The sequence below is a fragment of the Geodermatophilus sp. SYSU D00079 genome, assembly GCF_054050635.1.
In genome coordinates this window covers 307,368-323,414 of record NZ_JBJGZS010000001.1, presented here as the reverse complement: position 1 = coordinate 323,414, position 16,047 = coordinate 307,368, and the positions used below count along the sequence as shown (strand labels likewise).

Below are 16,047 nucleotides of genomic sequence, written 5' to 3'. Positions count from 1 at the left end.
GGGGGGAAGGGTGGTCCTCTTTCCGCGTACGGTGAGGCGATGAGCAGCGCCGCCTCGATGGTCGACTGGGAGCTCGCCGGACGCACCGCCCGCCGCCTGGTCGGCCCGGGCCCGGAGACGACGCGGGAGGAGGCCGCCGCCGTCGTCCGCGAGCTGCACGAGGCCGCCGCCACGGCCGTGGCCCACGTCGAGCGGCTGACCGGCCTGCAGGCCCTCCCCTCGGGCCCGGTGCCCGAGGTCGCCGTCGTCGACCGCCCCGGCTGGGTCGACGCCAACGCCGCCGGCATGGCCGCGCTGATGGACCCCCTCGTCGAGGCGCTCATCGCCCGGCAGGAGTCCCGCCCCGGTCCGCTGGCCGCCGCGATCGGCTCGCGGGCCACGGGCGTGCAGGCCGGCGGCATCCTCGCGTTCCTGTCCTCCCGCGTGCTGGGCCAGTACGAGGTGTTCGGCACCGGCGGCCGGCTGCTGCTGGTCGCCCCCAACATCGTCGACGCCGAGCGTCGCCTGGGTGTGGACCCGAGCGACTTCCGGCTGTGGGTGTGCCTGCACGAGGTCACCCACCAGCTGCAGTTCACCGCCTTCCCGTGGCTGCGCGACCACCTGGAGGCACAGGTCGCGGAGTTCGTTGCGGCCACCGACCTCGACGCCGACGTCCTGCGCGACCGGCTGCGCGACGTCCTGCGCAGCATCGGCGACGCCGTCCGCGGTGGGGACGGCGGCGACGACAGCGGGCTGATGGCGCTGATCCAGGACCCCGCGCAGCGCGCCGTCCTCGACCGGGTGACCGCGGTGATGAGCCTGGTCGAGGGGCACGCCGAGTACGTGATGGACGGCGTCGGCCCCGACGTCGTCCCCTCGGTGAAGACCCTGCGCAAGCGGTTCGCGCAGCGCCGCAAGGGCCGCGGCCCGCTGGACCGCGTGCTGCGCCGGCTGCTCGGGCTCGAGCAGAAGATGAAGCAGTACGCCGACGGGCGGCACTTCGTCGGCGGCGTGGTCGACCTCGTCGGCATGGAGGGGTTCAACCGCGTCTGGTCGGGGCCGGAGACGCTGCCCCGCATCGAGGAGCTCACCGACCCGGCGCGCTGGGTGGAGCGCGTGCACGGCCGCCCGGCCATCCCCGCCTGAGGACGGTGGGCGGTCCCTCCCCGGCGGTCGCCCGCGTCCGCAGCGCGGTGCGTCCCGGCCTGACGGCGTCGACGGCCCCCGTGCTGGTCGCCGTCAGCGGGGGAGCGGACAGCCTCGCCCTCGCCGCGGCCGTGGCGTTCGAGGCGCCGCGGGCCGGCGTCCCCGCCGGCGCGGTGACCGTCGACCACGGGCTGCAGCCCGGGTCGGCCGCCCGCGCCGGGGCCACCGCCGCCCTGCTGCGCGGGCTGGGCCTGGACCCGGTCTCCGTCGTCCCGGTGCGCGTCGGTGCCGACGGCGGCCCCGAGGGTGCCGCCCGCGCCGCCCGGTACGCCGCGCTCGCGGCGGCCGCGGCGCCCAGCGGAGCCCGCGTCGCCCTCGGTCACACCCTCGACGACCAGGCCGAGACGGTGCTGCTGGGGCTCGGCCGCGGCTCGGGGCCGCGGTCGGTGGCCGGCATGGTGCCCGAGCGCCGCGACCGGGCGGGCACCTGGTGGCGGCCGCTGCTCGGCGTGCGCCGGGAGACCACCCGCGCCGCCTGTGCCGACCAGGACCTGCCGGTGTGGGACGACCCGTGGAACGCCGACCCGGCCTACACGCGCGTGCGGCTGCGCACCGAGGTGCTGCCGCTGCTGGAGGAGGTCCTCGGCAGCGGCGTCGCCCCCGCCCTCGCCCGCACCGGGGAGATGCTGCGGGAGGACCTCGACGCCCTCGACGACCTGGCCGCCGCCGAGCTGTGCCGGCTGGCCGGGGCCGAGGCGCGCCCCGCCCACCCCCTCCCGGCCCGCGACCTCGCCGCGCTGCCAGCCGCGCTCCGGCGCCGGGTGCTGCGGGGCTGGCTGCGCGGCGCGGGCGTGCCCGACCTGCAGGCGGTGCACCTCGCGGCCGTCGACGCGTTGCTGACCCGCTGGCGCGGGCAGGGGCGGGTCCACCTACCCGGTGGTGCGGGGGTGGTCCGGGCGTCTGGCAGGCTCGTGGTCCTGCCCCCGGATGCGCGGGGCTCCTGATCCGCACCAGCTGAGGAGCGCGACACGTGAGTGAGCAGGCCAGCGGCACCGCAGAGCTGGGCAACCACCACGGCTACGGCCCCGACATCGACCACGTGCTCCTCAGCGAGGAGCAGATCCAGGCGAAGATCGCCGAGCTGGCCGCCCGGATCGCCGGGGACTACGCCGGCAAGGAGGTCCTGCTCGTCGGCGTCCTCAAGGGTGCGGTGCTCTTCATGAGCGACTTCGCCCGGGCGCTGCAGCTGCCCACCCAGATGGAGTTCATGGCCGTGTCGTCCTACGGCTCGGCCACCAGCTCCTCCGGGGTCGTGCGCATCCTCAAGGACCTCGACCGCGACATCAGCGACAAGCACGTCCTGGTGATCGAGGACATCATCGACTCCGGGCTCACCCTCACCTGGCTGCTGAAGAACCTCGGCGCCCGCCGGCCGGCGTCCCTCGAGGTGTGCGCCCTGCTGCGCAAGCCCGACGCGGTGAAGGTCGAGGTGCCGGTCCGGTACATCGGCTTCGACATCCCCAACGAGTTCGTCGTCGGCTACGGCCTGGACTACGCCGAGCGCTACCGCGACCTGCCCTACATCGCCACGCTCCGCCCGGAGGTCTACCAGTGACACCGCGGTCCTCCGTACCGCACCGCGGCCAGGTACCGTCCCCGGCCTGAGCAGAGCCGCTGCCCGTGTCCCGGTCGGGAGGTCCTCCGGACCCCCGCGACCGGTCCACCCGCGGCGGGTACCGTCCCCGGCTCGCTCGCGACCGTGACCGACGGACGGCGCTGATCGGACGCTTCGCCTGCGCGTCTGACGGGCTCATCCGGGCGGGGGACGTGCAGCCGGTTCGCGGCTCGCGCACAGCTGTCGTCCAGGGTGCCCGGTGTACCGTCGATCCCAACGACGCTGCACGAGCGCCGGGGTGCCCGCCCGGGTCGCCGTAGCGTCCCCGCGGACGATCAGGAGGGTGGACGGGTCAGGCCGGACCCCCGGCCGCCCGGCATCGGTGTATGGAACGTAAGAAGATCTTCCGCTCCGTGTGGTTCTGGGTCGTCCTCGTCGTCCTCCTGGCGTTGGCGTTCTCCTCCCTGTTCCGCGGCAACGGTGGCTACCAGGAGGTCAGCACCGCGACCGCCTTGCAGCAGATCACCGGCGGCAACGTCGAGTCGGTCACGATCAACGACAAGGAACAGACGCTCGACCTCGACCTCAACACCGCGGTCGACGGCAGCGACAAGATCACCGCGTCCTACCCGATCGGCGCGTCGGACGACATCTTCGACCTGGTCTCCGGCCTCAACGGCGACGGGGACGGCGTCGACTTCAACACCAACGTCACGCAGGACAACGTGCTGGTCAGCATCCTGATCAGCTTCCTGCCGTTCGTGATCCTCCTCCTGCTGCTGTTCTGGCTGTTCAACTCCATGCAGGGCGGCGGCCGCGGCGTCATGGCCTTCGGCAAGTCCAAGGCCAAGGTGGTCAGCAAGGACACCCCGAAGACGACGTTCGCCGACGTCGCCGGCGCCGACGAGGCGATCGAGGAACTGCACGAGATCAAGGACTTCCTGGCCAACCCGGTCAAGTTCCAGGCCGTGGGCGCGAAGATCCCCAAGGGCGTGCTGCTGTTCGGCCCGCCCGGCACCGGCAAGACCCTGCTCGCCCGCGCCGTCGCCGGCGAGGCCGGGGTGCCGTTCTTCTCCATCTCCGGCTCGGACTTCGTCGAGATGTTCGTCGGTGTCGGTGCCAGCCGCGTGCGCGACCTGTTCGAGCAGGCCAAGCAGAACGCGCCAGCGATCATCTTCGTCGACGAGATCGACGCCGTCGGCCGGCACCGCGGCGCCGGCATGGGCGGCGGCCACGACGAGCGCGAGCAGACGCTCAACCAGATGCTCGTCGAGATGGACGGCTTCGACGTCAAGGGCGGCGTCATCATGATCGCCGCCACGAACCGGCCGGACATCCTCGACCCCGCGCTGCTGCGCCCGGGCCGCTTCGACCGGCAGATCGCCGTCGACCGGCCCGACCTGGAGGGTCGCAAGGCGATCCTCTCCGTCCACGCCAAGGGCAAGCCCCTCGCGCCGGACGTCGACCTCGAGACCGTCGCCCGCCGCACGCCCGGCTTCACCGGCGCCGACCTCGCCAACGTGCTCAACGAGGGCGCGCTGCTCACCGCCCGCAACAACGGCACGGTGATCACCGACGACACCCTCGAGGAGGCGATCGACCGCGTCATCGCCGGCCCCGAGCGCAAGACGCGGGCGATGAGCGAGAAGGAGAAGAAGGTCACCGCCTACCACGAGGGCGGGCACGCCCTGGTGGCGCACGCACTGCCCAACCTGGACCCGGTGCACAAGGTGACGATCCTGCCGCGCGGCCGCTCCCTCGGGCACACGCTGGTGCTGCCGACCGAGGACAAGTACACCCAGACCCGGTCGGAGATGATCGACACCCTCGCCTACGCCCTGGGCGGCCGGGCCGCCGAGGAGCTGGTCTTCCACGAGCCGACCACCGGCGCGGGCAACGACATCGAGAAGGCCACCTCGCTGGCCCGCGCGATGGTCACCCAGTACGGCATGAGCGCCAAGCTGGGCGCGGTGAAGTACGGCAGCAACGAGTCCGAGCCGTTCCTCGGCCGGGACATGCACACCCGCCCGGACTACTCCGACGCCGTCGCCGCCGACATCGACGCCGAGATCCGCGCGCTGATCGAGGCGGCCCACGACGAGGCCTGGGAGATCCTGGTCGAGTACCGGGGCGTCCTGGACCAGCTCGTGCTGGAGCTCATGGACAAGGAGACCCTCTCCAAGGAGGACATGGCCCGCATCTGCGCGCCGGTCACCAAGCGGCCCTCGCTGGCGCCGTACAACGGCTTCGGCAAGCGGACGCCCTCGGACCAGCCGCCGGTGCTCACCCCCGCCGAGCGGGCGGCGCAGAACGGCAACGGCCGGGTCGCCGGCGGGTCCACGGCGGTCGGTGACGTCGGCGCACCGGTGCAGCGGTGAGCGAGGTCCCCGCGGAGCCGGACGACCTGCTGCTGGAGCGCCCGCCCGGCGCGGGCGTGGACCAGGAGCGAGCCGCGGCCGCCGTCCGTGAGCTGCTGATCGCGGTCGGGGAGGACCCGGACCGGCCCGGCCTCCGGGACACCCCGGGCCGGGTCGCCCGCGCCTACGCGGAGACCTTCGCCGGGCTGTGGCAGGACCCGGCGGACGTCCTCGCGACCACCTTCGACGAGGACCACGACGAGATGGTCCTGGTCAAGGACATCCCGATGTACTCGACCTGCGAGCACCACCTGGTGCCCTTCCACGGCGTCGCGCACATCGGGTACATCCCGGGCGAGGACGGCAAGGTCACCGGCCTGTCGAAGCTGGCCCGGCTGGTGGAGGTCTACGCCCGCCGCCCCCAGGTGCAGGAACGCATGACCAGCCAGATCGCCGACGCGCTGGCCGACGTGCTCAAGCCGCGCGGCGTGCTGGTCGTCATCGAGGCCGAGCACCTGTGCATGGCGATGCGCGGCATCCGCAAGCCCGGCTCCACGACGGTGACCTCCGCCGTCCGCGGCATCTTCCGCGACAACCCGGCGACCCGCAGCGAGGCGATGAGCCTCGTGCTGGGCCGGTGACCCCGCTCGACCTGCCGCGCCCCGGCCACTGCGTGGTCATGGGGGTCCTCAACGTCACACCCGACTCGTTCTCCGACGGCGGGTGCTTCGCCGACGCGCCGACGGCGATCGCGCACGGACTGGCCATGCACGCCGCCGGCGCCGACTACGTCGACGTCGGCGGCGAGTCCACCCGCCCCGGCGCCGACCGGGTGGACGCCGACGAGGAGTGCCGGCGGGTGCTCCCGGTGATCCGCGAGCTGACCGACGCCGGGGTGCGGGTCAGCGTCGACACCACCCGCGCCGAGGTCGCCGAGGCCGCGCTGGGTGCCGGCGCCGCCCTGGTCAACGACGTCAGCGGCGGGCTGGCCGACACCGGCATGGCGCGGCTGGTGGCCGACGCCGGCGTCCCCTGGGTGCTCATGCACTGGCGCGGGCACAGCCGGGAGATGTACGCCGCGGCCCGCTACGGGGACGTCGTCACCGAGGTCTGCGCGGAGCTCACCGCCCGCGTGGAGGACGTCGTCGCCGCCGGCGTCGCCCCCGAGCAGCTGGTCCTCGACCCCGGGCTGGGCTTCGCCAAGCGGGCCGAGCACAACTGGCGGCTGCTGGCCGGCCTCGACCGCATCGTCGGCCTCGGGCTGCCGGTGCTCGTCGGCGCCTCCCGGAAGACCTTCCTCGGCCGGCTGCTGGCCGACGCCGAGGGCGCCGTCCGTCCCGCCGAGCAGCGGGACGCCGCCACCCTGGCCACCACCGTGCTCGCGGCGGAGGCCGGCGCCTGGGGGGTGCGGGTGCACGACGCGGCCGCCTCCGCCGACGCCGTCCGCACCGTCGCCGCCGTCCAGGCCGCCCGTCGCGAGGGGAGCACCCGTGCCTGACACCATCGCCGTCCGCGGCATCACCGCGCACGCCCACCACGGCGTCTACGACTGGGAGCGCGAGCAGGGCCAGACCTTCCGCGTCGACGCCGTCCTGGAGCTGGACACCGCGCCCGCCGCGGCCGGTGACGACCTCGAGAAGACGGTCAACTACGCCGAGCTGGCCCAGCGGCTGCACGCCGTCCTCACCGGGGAGCCGGTGGACCTGCTGGAGACCCTCGCCCAGCGGCTGGCCGACGTGTGCCTCGCGTCCGCGCTCGTCGACGCGGTCGAGATCACCGTGCACAAGCCCGAGGCGGACCTCGGCGTGCCCTTCGACGACGTCGCCGTGAGCATCCGCCGCGAGAAGCGGGCATGAGCCGCGCCGTCCTGTCCCTGGGCGCCAACCTCGGCGACCGCGCCGGCGCGCTGCGCGGCGCCATCACCGCGCTGGCGGACGACGGCGTGCTCGTCGCCCGCTCCACGCTGTACGAGACGCCGCCGTGGGGGCCGGTCGAGCAGCCCCCGTACCTCAACGCGGTGGTCGTGGTGCGGGGCCACCGGGACGCCGCCGGGTGGCTGGCCCGCGCCCACGAGCTGGAGCAGGCGGCCGGGCGGACGCGGGAGGTCCGCTGGGGCGCGCGGACCCTCGACGTCGACGTCGTCACGGTCGCCGACGACGACGGGCGGCCGGTGCTCTCCGACGACCCCGCGCTCACGCTGCCGCACCCGCGGGCGCACGAGCGGGCGTTCGTCCTCGTGCCGTGGCTGAGCCTGGACCCCACCGCGGAGGTGCCGGGCCACGGGCGCGTCGCCGACCTGCTGGCCGCCCTGCCGCCCGAGGACGTCGCGGCCGTCGTCCGCTGGGACCACCTCCGGTGAAGCCGGTGTCCCGGCGGGACCTCGCCGTGCTCGCCGCCGGCCTGGCCGTCGCGACCTGGCTGGTGGTGCGGGCGGCCTACGGCTCGCTGCCCGCGCTGCGCTGGTGGCTGGCGGTGCCGCTGGCCGTCCTCGCCGTGGCCGAGCTGCTCGGTGCCCGCACGCTGCGGGCCCGGCTGGCCGCCCAGCGCGACCACCGTCCGCCGGCCGAGCGCGGCTCGGCCGCCCCCGTGCGGCCGGTGGAGCCGATGCTCGTGGCCCGTGCCGCGGTACTGGCCCAGGCCAGCGCCTACGTCGGGGCGGCGTTCGTCGGGATCTGGCTGGGCGTGCTCGCGCACGTGGGGCCGGCGGTGTCGCGGCTCGAGGCGGCGGCGGGGGACACCGTCGCCGGCGTGGTGGGCGTGGCGTGCGCGGCGGCCCTGGTCGGCGCCGCGCTGTGGCTGGAGTCTGTCTGCCGCGTCCCGCCGTCGAGCGCGGACGACGAACCCCCCGCGGCAGCGCGCGGCTGACCGGTCCGTCAGGACGACGACGTGACCGACCGGCGCAGGGCGGCGTGCAGGGAGCCGGGCGTGAGGACGCCCAGGTAGCGGTCCCCGTCGACGACCGCGACCCAGCCGGCGTCGGACTGCAGCATCGTCGCCAGCGCCGTCTTCAGCGGGGCCCCGACCGGCACCGTGTCCCCGCCGGGGGACATCGCCGAGGCCACGGTCCCGGCCCCGACGGCCCGGGACGCCGGCAGCCACCCGGCCGGCCGCGCCCCGTCCAGGACCACCGCCCAGGTGGCGCCGGCCCGGTCCAGCACCGCGCCGGCGTCGGCCAGGCCGTCGGCGGCGTGCAGGACCGGTGGCTGCTCCAGGTCGGCGGCGTCGACGGCGGTGACCGCCAGCCGCTTGAGCCCGCGGTCGGCGCCGACGAAGTCGGCCACGCGGTCGTTGGCGGGGCGGCCCAGCAGCTCGGCGGGCGGCGCGAACTGCTCGACCCGCCCCCCGCTGCTCATCACCGCGATGCGGTCGCCGAGCCGCACCGCCTCCTCGATGTCGTGGGTGACGAACACGATCGTCTTGCGCACCGTCTCCTGCAGCCGCAGGAACTCCGTCTGCAGCCGCTCGCGCACCACCGGGTCGACGGCCGAGAACGGCTCGTCCATCAGCAGGACGGCGGGGTCGGCGGCCAGGGCGCGGGCCACCCCGGCGCGCTGCCGCTGTCCGCCGGAGAGCTGGGCGGGATAGCGGTCCCCGTGGACGGCGGGGTCGAGGCCGACCGTCGCCAGCAGCTCGTCGACCCGGGCACGGGTGCGCCGCCTGTCCCACCCGAGCAGGCGGGGGACGGTGCCGACGTTGGTGCGCACCGTCTGGTGGGGGAACAGACCCACGCTCTGGATGACGTACCCGATGCGGCGGCGCAGCCGGTCGGCGTCGACGCGGGTGACGTCCTCCCCGCCGATCAGGATGCGCCCGGCCGAGGGCTCGATGATCCGGTTGATCATCTTCATGGTCGTCGTCTTGCCGCAGCCCGACGGCCCGACCAGCACCGACAACTCCCCGGCGGCGAAGGTCAGGTCCAGCTCCGCGACGGCGACCGTGCCGTCCGGGTAGACCTTGCCGACCCCGTCCAGGCGGATCTCCTGGGCGGCACCGTCCCCGGCGTGTGCGGGGTGCGCCGTGGTGGGGGCGGGCGGAGCGGCAGTAGCGTCCACGACGTGGCCTCCCTGGGTGCGCGCCCGCTGCTGGGCGCGGCGAGCGACCCGGGCGGGCAGGTGCTCGCGGCGGACGGGGCGCCGAACCCGTGGTTCGACCCGTCGTACGTGACCGACAACTGGCACACCATTGTGGGGTACCTCGGCCAGCACGTCAGGCTCACCGTCGGCGCGGTGCTGCTGGGGGCCCTCGTCGCGCTGCCGCTGGCGCTGCTGGCCCGGCGCACGCGCCTGCTGTCGGGGCCGGTGCTGGGCCTGTCGTCGGTGGTCTACACGATCCCGTCGCTGGCGATGTTCGCGTTCCTCGCGCCGCTGACCGGGCCCCTCTCGGCCACGACCGTGCTCATCGGCCTGACGCTGTACACGCTGGTCATCCTGGTCCGGAACTTCCTCGCCGGGCTGCAGTCGGTGCCGGACGACGTCCGCGAGGCGGCCCGGGGGATGGGGTACGGCCCGGCCCGGCTGTTCCTCCAGGTGGACCTGCCGCTGGCCCTCCCCGCGTTCATGGCGGGGCTGCGGATCGCCACCGTCTCCACCGTCGCCCTGGTCACGGTGGGGGTCATCACGGGCAACGGCGGGCTGGGGCAGTTGATCGTCGGCGGCTTCAACTCCAACTTCTACCGGGCCGAGATCGTCACCGGCGCGGTCGGCTGCGTGCTCCTGGCCCTGCTGGCCGACGTGCTGCTCGCCGGGGTGGAGCGGGTGCTGACGCCGTGGACGAGGGCGCGCGCATGAGCGCCTTCGGCGACGCCCTCGTCTACCTCAACGACCCGCTGAACTGGACCCGCAGCGGCGGGGTCCTCGACCTGCTCGGGCAGCACCTCACCGTCTCGGCGGCCGCGGTGCTGGCCGCCGCGGTGGTCGCGCTCCCGGCGGGGGTCCTGCTGGGCCGCAGCGGCCGCGGTGCCGGCTCGATCGTCGTGCTCTCCAACGTCAGCCGGGCGGTGCCGACCCTCGCGCTGCTCACCGTCTTCGCGGTGACCCCGATCGGCTTCAGCGACGCCGCGACGATCGTGGCGCTGGCGGTGTTCGCCGTCCCGCCGATGCTGACCAACACCTTCGTCGGCTTCCGCGAGGTCGACCGCGACGTCCGGGAGGCGGCCCGGGCGATGGGCATGAGCCGCGGCCAGATGCTCCGCCGCGTGGAGCTCCCCCTGGCCCTGCCGCTGGTCATGACCGGCGTCCGGACGGCGGCGGTGCAGGTGGTCGCCACCGCGACCCTGGCGGCGCTGGTCGGCGGGGGAGGGCTCGGCCGGATCATCAACCTGGGCTTCGGCCAGCAGGACCTCGGCCAGATCATCGCCGGGGCGGTCCTCGTGGCCGCGCTCGCCCTGCTCACCGAGCTCGTGCTGGTGCTGCTGTCGTGGGCGGTGACCCCGGGGCCGCGCCGGCTGCCGCTGCTCGGCGTCCGCCGGGGCCCGGCCGGGCAGCCGGAGCCCACCGCCTCCGGGGTGCCGCTGTGAGCCCGCTGACCAGGGCCGCTTCGTAACAACCGGGCAACAGCTGTCCCCGCGGGTTGGTCCCGCGGTGGGCTGCGGAGTTGCATGTCGGTCGCGGGGCTCCTCCCGCCAGACACGCGTCGCGGCCGGTCGGTCGCACGGGACACAGAAGGCGGGCGACATGCGCCGTACCCGGATCCTCCCTCCCCTCGCCCTCGCGGCGGTGCTGCTCACCGCCACCGCCTGCGGCGAGTCCGGCTCGTCGGGCACCGGCGGGGGTGGTGGCGGGGGGAGCGCCGCCTCCGGTGACGCCTGCGCCCCGGTCGCGGGGGACCAGCTCGTTGTGCTCGAGGACGACCGCGGGCTGCAGAACGCCGACAACGTCGTCCCCGCCGTCAACGCCGCGACGGCCCAGGCCAACCCGGCGCTGCTGACCGCGCTGAACGCGGTCTCCGCGGCGATGACCACCGAGGACCTCATCGAGCTCAACGCCGCCGTCGACGTCGACCGGCAGAGCGCCGAGGACGTCGCCGCCGGCTGGGTCGAGGACAGCGGCGTGACCGACGGCCTCGAGCAGGGCAGCGGCCCGATCGCCGTCGGCGGCGCCAACTTCACCGAGTCGACCATCCTGGCCAACGTCTACGCCGACGTGCTGACCGCCGCGGGCTTCGACGCCTCCGTGCGCGAGGTCGGCAACCGGGAGCTGTACCTGCCGGCGCTGATCTCCGGCTCGGAGATCCAGGTCTTCCCCGAGTACCTGGCCACCCTGGCCGAGACCCTCAACCGGCAGGTCAACGGGCCCGACGCCACCCAGGAGGCCCCGGTCGCCAGCAGTGACCCGCAGGAGACGCTGACCGCCGTGCAGCCGCTCGTGGAGCAGGTCGGCCTGGTCCTCGGCGAGCCGTCGCAGGCCGCCGACCAGAACGCCTTCGCCGTCACCCAGGCCTTCGCCGACCAGGTGGGGGTCGCGACGCTCTCCGAGCTGGCCGACGCCTGCGGGGACGGCTCGCTGGTACTCGGCGGCCCCACGGAGTGCCCGGAGCGGCCGTTCTGCCAGCCCGGCCTGGAGGAGACCTACGGACTGCAGTTCGCCGAGTTCCGCGAGCTGGACTCCGGTGGCCCGCTGACCAAGGCCGCGCTCCAGCAGGGCGAGATCTCCGTCGGCCTGGTCTTCAGCTCCGACGGGGCGCTGGCCCAGTAGGAGGACCCCGTTCCCCCCACCCTGCGCACGCCCAGGGTGGGGCCGCCCGCGCCCCGTCCTCTCGTGACGTGATCGGGGGCCTGCGCACCGTTACCCTGGAGCCCATGCGGGCCGACCGGGACGACGCGCGGCCCGGTCGCTCCCCGGCCGCTCGCCCGGCACCCTCGAGGCTGCGGGCGGCCGGCCTGGTCGCCGGGTTCGTGCTCGCCGTCGCCGCCACGGTCGTCGTCTTCGTCACCGACGACCCGGAGGTCCTGCGGCTGGCGGTCGTCGGAGCCGCGTGGGCGTTCGTGCTCGCCGCGCTGGCCACCTCGCGCCGCAGCGGCGGGGAGCCGGCCGACCGGGGCGAGCTGGCCGCGGTCGAGCGGGCGGCCGCCGAGCGGGAGGCCGAGCTCCGGCTGGCCTACGAGCTCGAGCTGGAGCGCGAGGTCGCCGCGCGGCGGGAGGCCGAGCTGCGGGCGGAGAACGACGTGCGCCGCGAGACCGAGCAGGCCGTGCGCACCGAGCTGGACGCCCTGCGGGGCGAGCTCGCCCGGGTCGCCGAGCTGCGCCGCGACATGGCCCAGGTCACGGAGCTGCGCCGCGACCTGGGGCAGGTGGCCGAGCTGCGTCGCGACGTCGCCGCCCTCGGCGAGCTGCGCGCGGGGCTGTCCCGGCTCGGCGACCTCCAGGGTGACCTCGCCCAGCTCGCCGAGCTGCGGGCCGACGTCGGCCGCCTGCGCACCGAGCTCGCCGAGCAGCTCTCCGGCGAGATGCTCGTCGAGCGGATCATGCTGCGCACCCAGTCGTCCCGCTCCGTCGCCGATCCCCCGGCCACGCGCACGATCGACGCCGCGGGGTGGTCCGCACCGGTCTCGGAGCTGACCGCGGCACGCCCGGCGCTGCGGCCGGAGGACCTCCCCGGCGACGCCTGGGCGCGGCCGGGGGACGGGGTGCGCGCCGGGCAGCCGGCCGCGACCGCCGCCGTCGCCGCGACCGCGCCACCCCCGCCGCCGCTGGACTGGCTGGCCGAGCGGGCCCTCGTCGAGCCGGAGGAGGCCGACTCCGCGCGCCGGTCCCGGCACGCCGCGGCCGCCGCCCCGCCGCGGCCGCGGCCCACCCGGCCCCCGGTGGGGGTGCCGGAGCCCGAGCAGCGCCGCCGCCACACCGACGGGCCGCACCGCCGGCCACCGGTGCCCGCGGAGCAGCCGACCGAGCAGCGGCCGGCCCTGGGCGCGGACCGCTCGCCGGCGCCCGGTCCGACCCGGCCCGCGGCACCGGCCGCCCCTGACGAGCCGGGGACGGGGTCGTCGCGGCTGGCCGAGATCCTCGCCGAGAACGGCGTCGCCGCGCCGTCGGGAGCCCGCCGTCGGCGCCGCTACCGCGAGGACGACGACGGCGACGACGTCCTCTCCCGGGTGCTCGGCCGCACCGACTGAACGAGCACCCCCACCGCCCGCACGCCCACGCGGGGGGCCGCTAGGCGGGGCCGCGGGACAGCGCGCCTCCGTCGAGGACGAGCGTCTGGCCGGTGACCCAGCCGGCGCCGTCGCCGAGCAGGTAGGCCGCCGCCTCCCCGACGTCGGCCGGCTCGCCGAGCCGGCCGACCGGGTACTGGGCGGCCGCCTCGGCCTCCCGGCCCTCGTACAGGGCCGTGGCGAAGCGGGTCCTGACCACCGCCGGTGCCACCCCGTTCACCCGCACCCTGGGGCCGAGCTCCACCGACAGCTGGGTCACCAGGTTGATCAGCGCGGCCTTGCTCACCCCGTACGCGCCGATCATCGGCGAGGCCTTGAGCCCGGCGACCGACGCGACGACGAGGACCGAGCCGCCGTGCTCGGCCATCCACGCCCGCCACGCCTCCTGCACCAGGCCGAGCGTGGAGACGACGTTGGTGTCGAGGATCTTGCGGAACCCGTCGAGCGGCAGGTCGACCAGCGGGCCGTAGAGCGGGTTGATCCCGACGTTGCCGACCAGCATGTCCAGGCTGCCGAAGGTGTCGACGGCGGTGCGCACCGCCTCGGCCCGGTGCCCCGGGTCGGCGGCGTTGCCCGCGACGGCGACCGCCACGTCGGGCCCGCCCAGGTCGCGCACCGCCTCCGACAGGGCCTCGGCCTTGCGGGCGGTCACGACGACGCGCGCGCCGCGGTCGACCAGACTGCGGGCGATCGCCAGCCCGATGCCGCGGCTGGCGCCGGTGACCAGTGCGGTCCGTCTCTCGAGGGTGCCCACGCGTCTCCTCCTGCTGTCGTCGGGGTGCCGCGCACACGGTAGGTGACCCAGCGCACAGCCCCCAGGCGTTGCACCGGTCGCCTGCCGGTCACACACTCGCCTTCGGCGTTCCACCCGCGTGACACAGCCGGTCGCAGCGGGGCCGGCGCCGGCCCGCACCACCAGCACCACCAGCACCACCCACCGGCCTCCGACGGAGGGGGCCACGACCTGCCAGTCCGGTACCCGCGAGGGACTGGAACGAGAGGTGCACCGATGCCTGCTGCCCGCAGGACCCCCCGTGCTGCCGGTCTCTTCCCGGCCGACACCGCTCCCGCCCGTCTCCGCGTCGGCGTCGTGGGCGCCGGCCGCGTCGGCGCCGTCCTGGGCGCCGCCCTCGCCGCCGCCGGCCACGACGTGGTCGCCGCCGCCGGCCTCTCCGCCGCCTCCGCCGAGCGCGCCGCCCGGCTGCTGCCCGGCGTGCCGCTGCTGCACACCGACGAGGTGGTCCGCGCCGCCGACCTGGTCGTCCTGGCCGTCCCCGACGACACCCTCGCCGGCCTCGTCGCCGGCCTGGCCGAGACCGGCGTCTGGCGCGCCGGCCAGCTGGCCTTCCACACCTCCGGGGCGCACGGGCTGGCCGTCCTCGCCCCCGCCGCCCGGGCCGGCGTCCTGCCCCTGGCGCTGCACCCCGCGATGACCTTCACCGGCGCCGCCGAGGACACCGACCGGCTGGCCGGCGCCCCGTTCGGCGTCACCAGCGCCCCCGAGCACCGGCCCGTCGCCGAGACGCTGGTCCTGGAGATGGGCGGCGAGCCCTTCTTCGTCGCCGAGGCCGACCGGCGGCTCTACCACGCCGCGCTGGTCACCGGCGCCAACCACCTGGTCACCCTCGTCGCCGAGGCCGCCGACCTGCTCCGCACCGCTGGCGTCACCGAGCCCGCCCGCGTGCTCGCCCCGCTGCTGACCGCGGCGCTGGACAACGGGCTGCGCCGCGGCGACCGCGGGCTCACCGGGCCGGTCAGCCGGGGGGACGTCGGCACCGTCCGCGACCACCTGGACACGCTCACCGACCGGGCGCCGGAGTCCGTCGCCGCCTACGTCGCCATGGCGCAGCGCACCACCGAGCGCGCCCTGGCCGCCGGCCGGCTCAAGCGGCACGAGGGCGCCCCGCTGCTCGACCTGCTGTACGAGGCCGCCGACCCCATGGGCTCGCGGTGACCGCCCCGCACGTCGCGGAGACCACCGCCGAGCTGGCCGGGCTGCGGGCCGGCCTGCCCGGCCCGGTCGCGCTGGTCCCGACGATGGGCGCGCTGCACGAGGGCCACCGGACCCTGGTGCGCGCCGCCCGGGAGCGGGCCGGCAGCGTCGTCGTGTCCGTCTTCGTCAACCCCACCCAGTTCGGCCCCGGCGAGGACTTCGACCGCTACCCCCGCACCTGGGACGCCGACCTCGCCGCGCTGGCCGAGGAGGGCGCCGACGTGGTCTTCCACCCGCCGGTGGAGGAGGTCTACCCGCCCGGAGCGCTGGGCGTGACCGTCGACCCGGGCCCGCTCGGCGGGGTGCTCGAGGGCGCGGTGCGCCCTGGCCACTTCGCCGGCGTCCTGACCGTCGTCGCCAAGCTGTTCGGCCTCACCCGGCCCGACCTCGCGTTCTTCGGCGAGAAGGACTACCAGCAGCTGACACTGATCCGCGCCATGGCCCGCGAGCTGGCCCTGGGCCCGGAGGTCGTCGGCGTCCCGACCGTCCGGGAGGACGACGGCATGGCGCTGTCCTCCCGCAACCGGTACCTCAGCCCGGGACAGCGGGCCACGGCGGCCGCGTTGTCCCGGGCGCTGCGTGCCGGTGCCGCCGCCGGCCCGCAGGGTGCCGACGCCGTGCTGACCGCCGCCCGCGAGGTGCTGGCCGCCGCTCCGGAGCTCGTCCCGGACTACCTCGAGCTCACCGACCCCGACCTCGGCCCGGCGCCCGCCGCCGGTCCGGCCCGCCTGCTGGTCGCCGCCCGCGCCGGCAGCACCCGACTCCTCGACAACACCGCTGTCCGACTGGGGGACCCGTCATGATGCGC

17 protein-coding genes are annotated in these 16,047 nt (G+C 75.8%); 15 read left to right on the top strand and 2 right to left on the bottom strand.

All coding sequences use genetic code 11. From position 1 onward, the window contains the following. Nucleotides 1-39 precede the first annotated feature (39 nt). From ACI79E_RS01625 to ACI79E_RS01585, 9 genes are all read left to right on the top strand, one after another. Nucleotides 40-1,125: a zinc-dependent metalloprotease gene (locus ACI79E_RS01625; RefSeq protein ID WP_456930797.1), complete on the top strand. Its 1,086-nt coding sequence runs from the start codon at nt 40-42 to the stop codon at nt 1,123-1,125. A gap of 5 nt (nt 1,126-1,130) precedes the next feature. Further along, on the top strand, nt 1,131-2,129 hold the full coding sequence (gene tilS / locus ACI79E_RS01620) for a tRNA lysidine(34) synthetase TilS (RefSeq protein WP_456930796.1): 999 nt from the start codon (nt 1,131-1,133) through the stop codon (nt 2,127-2,129). A 26-nt stretch (nt 2,130-2,155) separates the two neighbouring features. Continuing rightward, a complete protein-coding gene (gene hpt, locus ACI79E_RS01615) occupies nt 2,156-2,740 on the top strand; it encodes a hypoxanthine phosphoribosyltransferase (RefSeq protein ID WP_456930795.1) in 585 nt (194 codons plus the stop codon). Nucleotides 2,741-3,126: 386 nt separating this feature from the next. Beyond that, nucleotides 3,127-5,118, top strand: a complete 1,992-nt coding sequence (gene ftsH / locus ACI79E_RS01610; protein ID WP_456930794.1) for an ATP-dependent zinc metalloprotease FtsH — start codon at nt 3,127-3,129, stop codon at nt 5,116-5,118. Next, nucleotides 5,115-5,738: a GTP cyclohydrolase I FolE gene (gene folE / locus ACI79E_RS01605; RefSeq protein WP_456930793.1), complete on the top strand. Its 624-nt coding sequence runs from the start codon at nt 5,115-5,117 to the stop codon at nt 5,736-5,738. Before ftsH ends, folE begins: the two co-directional genes overlap by 4 nt. Then, nucleotides 5,735-6,595 carry a dihydropteroate synthase gene (folP, locus tag ACI79E_RS01600; RefSeq protein WP_456930792.1) on the top strand — a complete coding sequence of 287 codons (861 nt, stop codon included), beginning with the start codon at nt 5,735-5,737 and terminating at the stop codon, nt 6,593-6,595. Before folE ends, folP begins: the two co-directional genes overlap by 4 nt. Further along, entirely contained in the window at nt 6,588-6,953 is a 366-nt protein-coding gene (folB, locus tag ACI79E_RS01595) for a dihydroneopterin aldolase (protein WP_456930791.1), read from the top strand. Before folP ends, folB begins: the two co-directional genes overlap by 8 nt. After that, entirely contained in the window at nt 6,950-7,456 is a 507-nt protein-coding gene (folK, locus tag ACI79E_RS01590; RefSeq protein ID WP_456930790.1) for a 2-amino-4-hydroxy-6-hydroxymethyldihydropteridine diphosphokinase, read from the top strand. The genes folB and folK overlap by 4 nt, the downstream gene beginning before the upstream one ends. Further along, complete coding sequence (locus ACI79E_RS01585; RefSeq protein ID WP_456930789.1) at nt 7,453-7,962, top strand: DUF3180 domain-containing protein; 510 nt, start codon at nt 7,453-7,455, stop codon at nt 7,960-7,962. Before folK ends, ACI79E_RS01585 begins: the two co-directional genes overlap by 4 nt. An 8-nt stretch (nt 7,963-7,970) precedes the next feature. Here ACI79E_RS01585 and ACI79E_RS01580 read toward each other — a convergent pair whose 3' ends face one another. Next, on the bottom strand, nt 7,971-9,149 hold the full coding sequence (locus ACI79E_RS01580) for an ABC transporter ATP-binding protein (RefSeq protein WP_456930788.1): 1,179 nt from the start codon (nt 9,147-9,149) through the stop codon (nt 7,971-7,973). Nucleotides 9,150-9,152: 3 nt separating this feature from the next. Here ACI79E_RS01580 and ACI79E_RS01575 point away from each other — a divergent pair, with 3 nt between their 5' ends. The 4 genes from ACI79E_RS01575 (at nt 9,153) to ACI79E_RS01560 (ending at nt 13,207) form a co-directional block, all read left to right on the top strand. Further along, complete coding sequence (locus tag ACI79E_RS01575) at nt 9,153-9,884, top strand: ABC transporter permease (RefSeq protein WP_456930787.1); 732 nt, start codon at nt 9,153-9,155, stop codon at nt 9,882-9,884. Continuing rightward, on the top strand, nt 9,881-10,612 hold the full coding sequence (locus ACI79E_RS01570; RefSeq protein ID WP_456930786.1) for an ABC transporter permease: 732 nt from the start codon (nt 9,881-9,883) through the stop codon (nt 10,610-10,612). Before ACI79E_RS01575 ends, ACI79E_RS01570 begins: the two co-directional genes overlap by 4 nt. A 157-nt stretch (nt 10,613-10,769) precedes the next feature. Continuing rightward, the gene (locus tag ACI79E_RS01565) at nt 10,770-11,789 is read left to right on the top strand and encodes a glycine betaine ABC transporter substrate-binding protein (protein WP_456930785.1); all 1,020 of its coding nucleotides are present in this window, start codon (nt 10,770-10,772) and stop codon (nt 11,787-11,789) included. A gap of 104 nt (nt 11,790-11,893) precedes the next feature. After that, a complete protein-coding gene (locus ACI79E_RS01560) occupies nt 11,894-13,207 on the top strand; it encodes a DUF6779 domain-containing protein (protein WP_456930784.1) in 1,314 nt (437 codons plus the stop codon). A 40-nt stretch (nt 13,208-13,247) separates the two neighbouring features. On the opposite strand, the gene ACI79E_RS01555 is transcribed toward ACI79E_RS01560, so the two are convergent. Further along, nucleotides 13,248-14,000, bottom strand: coding sequence for an SDR family oxidoreductase (locus ACI79E_RS01555; protein WP_456930783.1), 753 nt, complete (start codon nt 13,998-14,000; stop codon nt 13,248-13,250). Between the two features lie 255 nt (nt 14,001-14,255). On the opposite strand from ACI79E_RS01555, the gene ACI79E_RS01550 reads away from it, so the two are divergent. Together ACI79E_RS01550 and panC are read left to right on the top strand one after the other, a co-directional pair. After that, nucleotides 14,256-15,200 carry a Rossmann-like and DUF2520 domain-containing protein gene (locus ACI79E_RS01550; RefSeq protein WP_456930782.1) on the top strand — a complete coding sequence of 315 codons (945 nt, stop codon included), beginning with the start codon at nt 14,256-14,258 and terminating at the stop codon, nt 15,198-15,200. Then, complete coding sequence (gene panC / locus ACI79E_RS01545; RefSeq protein WP_456930781.1) at nt 15,197-16,042, top strand: pantoate--beta-alanine ligase; 846 nt, start codon at nt 15,197-15,199, stop codon at nt 16,040-16,042. Before ACI79E_RS01550 ends, panC begins: the two co-directional genes overlap by 4 nt. Nucleotides 16,043-16,047 lie beyond the last annotated feature (5 nt).

Bases quoted from the DNA above. Each gene is read 5' to 3' on its own strand.
- folK (WP_456930790.1), top strand. From the start codon at position 6,950: ATGAGCCGCGCCGTCCTGTCCCTGGGCGCCAACCTCGGCGACCGCGCC.
- ftsH (WP_456930794.1), top strand. From the start codon at position 3,127: ATGGAACGTAAGAAGATCTTCCGCTCCGTGTGGTTCTGGGTCGTCCTC.
- ACI79E_RS01560 (WP_456930784.1), top strand. From the start codon at position 11,894: ATGCGGGCCGACCGGGACGACGCGCGGCCCGGTCGCTCCCCGGCCGCT.
- ACI79E_RS01625 (WP_456930797.1), top strand. From the start codon at position 40: ATGAGCAGCGCCGCCTCGATGGTCGACTGGGAGCTCGCCGGACGCACC.
- ACI79E_RS01565 (WP_456930785.1), top strand. From the start codon at position 10,770: ATGCGCCGTACCCGGATCCTCCCTCCCCTCGCCCTCGCGGCGGTGCTG.
- ACI79E_RS01570 (WP_456930786.1), top strand. From the start codon at position 9,881: ATGAGCGCCTTCGGCGACGCCCTCGTCTACCTCAACGACCCGCTGAAC.
- ACI79E_RS01550 (WP_456930782.1), top strand. From the start codon at position 14,256: ATGCCTGCTGCCCGCAGGACCCCCCGTGCTGCCGGTCTCTTCCCGGCC.